This window comes from Mesorhizobium sp. P2_D6 (genome assembly GCF_056404315.1).
This window is the reverse complement of record NZ_JBFUEG010000055.1, coordinates 1-4835: the sequence shown is the minus strand read 5'-3', so window position 1 is coordinate 4835 and position 4835 is coordinate 1. Positions and strand designations below refer to the sequence as shown.

Sequence of the window (4835 nt, the reverse complement as noted above, 5' to 3'; positions counted from 1 at the left end):
CCAGGCAACAGCGGCTGGGTTCGTCCCCTTCCTGCGCAATCTGCTCACCGGGCTGCAACTGCTTACCCACAAGCACCATCGCTTCGACGCTCTCGCGATCATCTGATGAAAGACGACCCAGGCTTTCGAGCTTTCGGAGCAGCGGTGTCGTCAAGTCGGACATCGCTAACCTTAGCATTTTGTCATGATCTAACAAAGGCTTTGCCGCTCCGTCCCGTTCATRCAGACCGGGGGCAACCGACTACAGGAGCGGGGCCTCAGGCATTATTTTTCATCGTCCGCGAGACYGAATTCCTGGGCGCTTCGCGCATCCTCATCGACCACACGAAACCAGCGTTTTTGGAGAGATCGAGGCAACACCCGTTGCCCAGTGACTTTCTCTACCGCTGATACCGGATCATCGGCCTCTGCGGTATGAGACGAGACAAGCTCCTCCCCATCCCACTCTTCTACTTGGTATGCTGGCATCCTGGCTTACCTATCGCTTCCCCAGAGCCTTCGCTTCCCGCTCCAGCGTCGCGCGATTGTTCCCGTGCTTGGCGATCAGGTCCTTCACCTGCTGGGGCGTGATCCCTCCCTTTTTGGCGAAATACTGGACCTCATAATCGTCGTCGGCTGAAACACGGTCCCGATCGCGAGAATCCCGCTTGCTCTTGTCGTCGGCCATATCGAATCCTCCTTCGCTCCCCGCAACGTCCGGTTGACATGTTTGTTGCACCAAGAAGCCGATTTCCGGTTTTGGAACTATTTTAGCTTAAGCTTATTTAATGACGGCGGTGGGAGTGTGCGTGCATGCGAAGCGATGGTGAGCGGTTGAGGTTCATCAAGCCGCAGGAACCGATCCTGGTCGAGGTTGCCCCGATCAGCGACGACTGGCTGCACGAGATCAAATATGACGGCTTTCGCACCCAGCTGGTGCTGGATTGGGCCGGCGGCCGTGCCTTCACCAAGACCGGCCACGACTGGTCGAAGCGCTACTGGCCGATTGTCGCCGCGTTGGAGAAGCTGCCGGCCAAGGCGCTCATCCTCGACGGCGAGATGGTCGCGCCCGAGCCGGACGGTCGGCCGAACTTCCATGAGATCCACTCGCGCATGGCCTGGAACGCCGAACTGCTCGCGTTCGTCGCGTTCGACATCCTGCACAGGGACGGCCAGGACCTGCGCACGCTGCCGGTGATCGATCGCAAGGCGATCCTGTGGGGTCTGGTCAAGCCGGCCGACGGTATCATCCAGTACAGCCAGCACGTCGAGGGTGGCGGCGCTGCATTCTATGAGGCGGCAGAGAAGATGGGCCTCGAGGGCATTGTTTCGAAGCGCCGGGGTAGCCCATACCGCAGCGGCGATTCCGATGGCTGGGTAAAAACGAAATGCTGGGATGTCGATGATCTCGACCTGATCGGCGTCAAGCGCAAGGCCGGCAAGCAGACCGAGGGCCTGTTCGCCCGGGAAGGCAAATATGTCGGCAAAGCCGTGATCGCCACCGGTCGCGCAATCAAGGAGCGGCTATGGCAGCGGATCGAGCGCGATCGCGCCGCTCACCCGCCAGCTGGCGTCCCGGCCGCGGCGGCCGATAGAGACGTCGAATGGGTGAAACCAGGTATCAAGGCCCGCGTGAGAACGCTCCGCGGTGAGCCCAAACTACGCCACGCCTCGGTCCAGGATTTTTGGGAAGAATGAGCAAGCGCGGGAGTGATTTTCTCTACCATTGGATATCAGACCGGTTGCCTGACAATGCCATTGTCGACCCGGTCTTGCTGGTTATCGATATGACAGTGGACGCGAAACGGGAGGCGGAAACCCAAGGCATTCCGGGGCAGGAGATCGATGAGGAAATTGGCCTGGTCTTCGAGGCCATCATGCAGGGATTGCGCTAGGACTGGATGAAAGGGAGCGGCTCGGTAGCCCATATCTTTTGATATTGAAAACCGCCGCTAGCCGCTCTTATAAAATTCGACGTTGCCATTGCTTTTCGTAGGGAGGCTGTGATGGATAACGTGATCCCAATCCGCAAGACCCGCGCTTGCGTTGAAGTGGTCGAAGCCTGCGGCGAATGGTTTGTCCGTGTGGTCGAGGAAGACCAGGAACTTACCCGATCATTCGAGCTTCAAAGCTACGCGCTCGCCTTCGCTGAAGGCCAGCGGATACGACTAGGACTCGCCGACTTCAAACGACTCTAGGGCTTCTTCAGTATGCGCGCTTCGCGGAAGAGCGACGACCAGTTGTACGGGCCAAGGAAGCTAACAAGCTCTGTGGCTTGTGCAGGGGTGATACCGGTGTCAGTCACCAGACGCCGCGCGGCAATGCCGCTCGCTGTTTCGGGCGGCTTGCCTAACTCGTCAACCATGTTGGATGTCCCTTCCAACTGACCCAACGTCAGCCGGCAGGGAATGGTTCCGGAGGCACGGCGTCAGCTGGGACGGCAGTGGCGAAAGCGGTTCGATAGTCGTGATGACACACCAGAGCAGTCGCGGGCGGCACGGGCGCTATTGAACTGGTCTCAGGTGCGGCTCGCTTCCAAGAGCGGTTTGAGCGAAGGAACAATTCGCGACTTTGAAAACGGGCGGAGGATTCCGCGTCCCATGAAGCTCGCCGCCCTTCTTCATGCGTTTGAGGTGGCTGGTGTCGCGTAATAGCGGCCGCCATAGTCGTAAAACGGGCCGCCGCCGTAGAAGGGGCCACCGCCGAACGGACCAAAGCCGCCGAACGGACCAAAAAAGCCGATGCCATGTGCATCCGCAGGCACGACCGTGGCTGCGGCGGAGGCGATGGCAATCACCGAAGCAAGTAACAGTTTTCGCATAGCAAACCTCCGAGAGGGCCGATCACCGATAAACGCCCGCAGGAGCCGTATGTTCCCGATCGCTAATATACTCTGCGCGCCGCGCTTGACAGCGCCTCGGCGAAAGTCCTGGCGCGAAGGTTGCTTGCAAACGGCTTGGCGGGGGAACGTGCCGGGGCATTGCGTGGTCACGTGATGCGAACCCCTCGCTTGGAAAGAACGGTGAGCCCGAGGAAGTTAATGCCGCGGGTGCTCATCCTCTTTAGAATTCGGACTTCGCGCATCTTATGCTCACCCCAGGGCTGGCGGCGTAACCTCTAGCCGTTTTCGCAGCCTATCCCGTCGCCGTTACGGTCGAGGTCATAGATATCCGAGCCAACGACCGTGACCGGCCCGCGCACATATGCCGGACCATTTCCCTTTCCAGAGGAGCAATCGACATCGGTGGCGATTGGAACACAGGCCCCGGTGTAGTTAGGGTCACAGGAATCTTGGGCGTGAACGCTGCCGATGAAGGACGCCACACCAAAAGCAATCGCGCCTAGCCGACGAAAGGCCATGCCCCATATCCACCCCGCTCGGATATTCCTCCCTGTGGCTGGGTCTGTCAAACTTACAAACCCCTTCTTAGGATAGATTAGCCTCCCCTTGACCAGGGCGCCGGCGGCAAGTGGCAAACTAGCCGCGCCCGTATTCACCCCTGCGGGGCCGTCACGGACTAACCTCTCTGAGGGCGAAGCGGGCGCGTCCGCCATGACCGTTCCTCCTGGGAGAGAACAGCGGCTGACAGCGAATGTTCCATCTCGCTTATATAAGAGACAGCTACGGAGCCGAACCGGACAATGAGACATTGAGCCCGCCCGTCAGGTCCTAGTCATCAGCCTGACTTTTGAGAGCCTTCGCTGAGCGAGTCTGCCAGCCGCCTCTGCGAGGTGATTGCCAAAGGCTTCGGTGACGAATGCAAGGGTCATCAAGTCGATCAAAAAATCGTCGATCGCACTCGAGACCGCATTTGACCGCCCCTCGATCTGACGCAACGAAGTTCGCGCCTCTTCCAGCGCGGCGTGCGGATCGCCCGCATCCAGCAACGCTTCAAGTCTATCAAAAGCCTTCAACTTAACCCCCGTCTCCGTCCGCGCGCGCCCTCAACGCGGCGGCCTGAATAAATTTCCCCGTCGGGAGGAAAAAAGTTCCGCGCCGGGTTCGGCGGCGATATCATTTTCGGGTAGGGTTACCGATAAGCGGAGTTTTTCGCTTCACGGGCGCTTGCGCTCGCGCTCGGCCGGCGCGATGGTCATTCCGCGCTTGCTCATTGGAGGAACCAAAAAGCGACCAGAACGAAGGAGACAAGAAACAGCGAGGAGGCCGCTACCAATCCCCCCTTGCTCACGCCTCGCCTTGGCTGAGGGTCGGGGACAAGTTTTTTAGGGTTCGGCAGTTCGTTCATGCCATAGGGCATTCGAAATCCCCCATTTATTGCTCGGCGCCGGCGGTCACTTCTTGCAATCAGGGATCTTTTTCAATGCATCGTTCGCTTCCGCCTCAGTCTTATATATGGTTTTCGATAGCTTTATAACGAGGGTTCCGTCAGGCTCCTTCGTGACCACCTCACACTGCTTCGACACGGCATCCTTAGCGACCCAATATTGGGCCGTGTCTGCAAATACCGGTGCTGGAAACTGAATGAGCAGCGCAGCTGCGACTGCGATTCCGCGTAGCATTTTCTTCTACTCCCTTTGGATCAACAAGCGAGACTGATTTAGACCCGAAAGCCTGGTTTCGCGTGCTGATACGCAAGCTTTCTAGCCGCCTGCTCCAAGGCCGTACGATTGTCGCCGCACCTTCGGATCAGAGATCGAGCCTCAGGCATAGTCAGCTGAAATTTCCTCGCGATGTGTGCAACCTCATATGCCTCGTCAACTGATGCGCAGTCGCGGCCGTGATAGTCACCGTTGTTCTTGTCGTCCGTCATGGCCGTATCCTCCTATCGAAAGGAACCAAAGCCTCGCCCAAAAGTTCCGAATTGCTCCTACCGTTTCTTTGGCAGCACCGTTGA

Annotated in this window: 9 protein-coding genes; 4 read left to right on the top strand and 5 right to left on the bottom strand. The window is 58.6% G+C overall.

Going from position 1 to position 4835, the window contains the following annotated elements:
• Positions 1–478: 478 nt before the first annotated feature.
• Entirely contained in the window at positions 479–667 is a 189-nt protein-coding gene (locus tag AC1D1L_RS33380) for a DUF3606 domain-containing protein (RefSeq protein WP_477345753.1), read from the bottom strand.
• 125 nt (positions 668–792) lie between these two features.
• Between AC1D1L_RS33380 and AC1D1L_RS33375 the strand changes: the two genes are divergently transcribed.
• The 3 genes from AC1D1L_RS33375 (at position 793) to AC1D1L_RS33365 (ending at position 2177) form a co-directional block, all read left to right on the top strand.
• A complete protein-coding gene (locus AC1D1L_RS33375) occupies positions 793–1677 on the top strand; it encodes an ATP-dependent DNA ligase (protein WP_477345752.1) in 885 nt (294 codons plus the stop codon).
• Positions 1674–1874, top strand: a complete 201-nt coding sequence (locus AC1D1L_RS33370; protein ID WP_477345750.1) for a hypothetical protein — start codon at positions 1674–1676, stop codon at positions 1872–1874. Before AC1D1L_RS33375 ends, AC1D1L_RS33370 begins: the two co-directional genes overlap by 4 nt.
• Before the next feature lie 111 nt (positions 1875–1985).
• Complete coding sequence (locus tag AC1D1L_RS33365; RefSeq protein WP_477345748.1) at positions 1986–2177, top strand: hypothetical protein; 192 nt, start codon at positions 1986–1988, stop codon at positions 2175–2177.
• On the opposite strand, the gene AC1D1L_RS33360 is transcribed toward AC1D1L_RS33365, so the two are convergent.
• Complete coding sequence (locus tag AC1D1L_RS33360) at positions 2174–2344, bottom strand: hypothetical protein (protein ID WP_477345747.1); 171 nt, start codon at positions 2342–2344, stop codon at positions 2174–2176. The genes AC1D1L_RS33365 and AC1D1L_RS33360 overlap by 4 nt on opposite strands.
• Before the next feature lie 43 nt (positions 2345–2387).
• Here AC1D1L_RS33360 and AC1D1L_RS33355 point away from each other — a divergent pair, with 43 nt between their 5' ends.
• Positions 2388–2630, top strand: coding sequence for a helix-turn-helix domain-containing protein (locus AC1D1L_RS33355; protein WP_477345746.1), 243 nt, complete (start codon positions 2388–2390; stop codon positions 2628–2630).
• Here the strand turns inward: AC1D1L_RS33355 and AC1D1L_RS33350 are convergent.
• From AC1D1L_RS33350 to AC1D1L_RS33340, 3 genes are all read right to left on the bottom strand, one after another.
• Positions 2600–2800: a hypothetical protein gene (locus AC1D1L_RS33350; protein ID WP_477345744.1), complete on the bottom strand. Its 201-nt coding sequence runs from the start codon at positions 2798–2800 to the stop codon at positions 2600–2602. The two genes, AC1D1L_RS33355 and AC1D1L_RS33350, sit on opposite strands and share 31 nt — an antisense overlap.
• A gap of 296 nt (positions 2801–3096) precedes the next feature.
• Complete coding sequence (locus tag AC1D1L_RS33345; protein ID WP_477345742.1) at positions 3097–3339, bottom strand: hypothetical protein; 243 nt, start codon at positions 3337–3339, stop codon at positions 3097–3099.
• A gap of 303 nt (positions 3340–3642) precedes the next feature.
• Positions 3643–3894: a hypothetical protein gene (locus AC1D1L_RS33340; protein ID WP_477345740.1), complete on the bottom strand. Its 252-nt coding sequence runs from the start codon at positions 3892–3894 to the stop codon at positions 3643–3645.
• Between the last annotated feature and the right edge of the window lie 941 nt (positions 3895–4835).

Excerpts from the sequence above, each read along its gene's own strand:
- AC1D1L_RS33355 (WP_477345746.1), top strand. The coding sequence starts at position 2,388 with ATGGTTCCGGAGGCACGGCGTCAGCTGGGACGGCAGTGGCGAAAGCGG.
- AC1D1L_RS33350 (WP_477345744.1), bottom strand. The coding sequence starts at position 2,800 with ATGCGAAAACTGTTACTTGCTTCGGTGATTGCCATCGCCTCCGCCGCA.
- AC1D1L_RS33360 (WP_477345747.1), bottom strand. The coding sequence starts at position 2,344 with ATGGTTGACGAGTTAGGCAAGCCGCCCGAAACAGCGAGCGGCATTGCC.
- AC1D1L_RS33365 (WP_477345748.1), top strand. The coding sequence starts at position 1,986 with ATGGATAACGTGATCCCAATCCGCAAGACCCGCGCTTGCGTTGAAGTG.
- AC1D1L_RS33370 (WP_477345750.1), top strand. The coding sequence starts at position 1,674 with ATGAGCAAGCGCGGGAGTGATTTTCTCTACCATTGGATATCAGACCGG.
- AC1D1L_RS33345 (WP_477345742.1), bottom strand. The coding sequence starts at position 3,339 with ATGGCCTTTCGTCGGCTAGGCGCGATTGCTTTTGGTGTGGCGTCCTTC.
- AC1D1L_RS33375 (WP_477345752.1), top strand. The coding sequence starts at position 793 with ATGCGAAGCGATGGTGAGCGGTTGAGGTTCATCAAGCCGCAGGAACCG.
- AC1D1L_RS33380 (WP_477345753.1), bottom strand. The coding sequence starts at position 667 with ATGGCCGACGACAAGAGCAAGCGGGATTCTCGCGATCGGGACCGTGTT.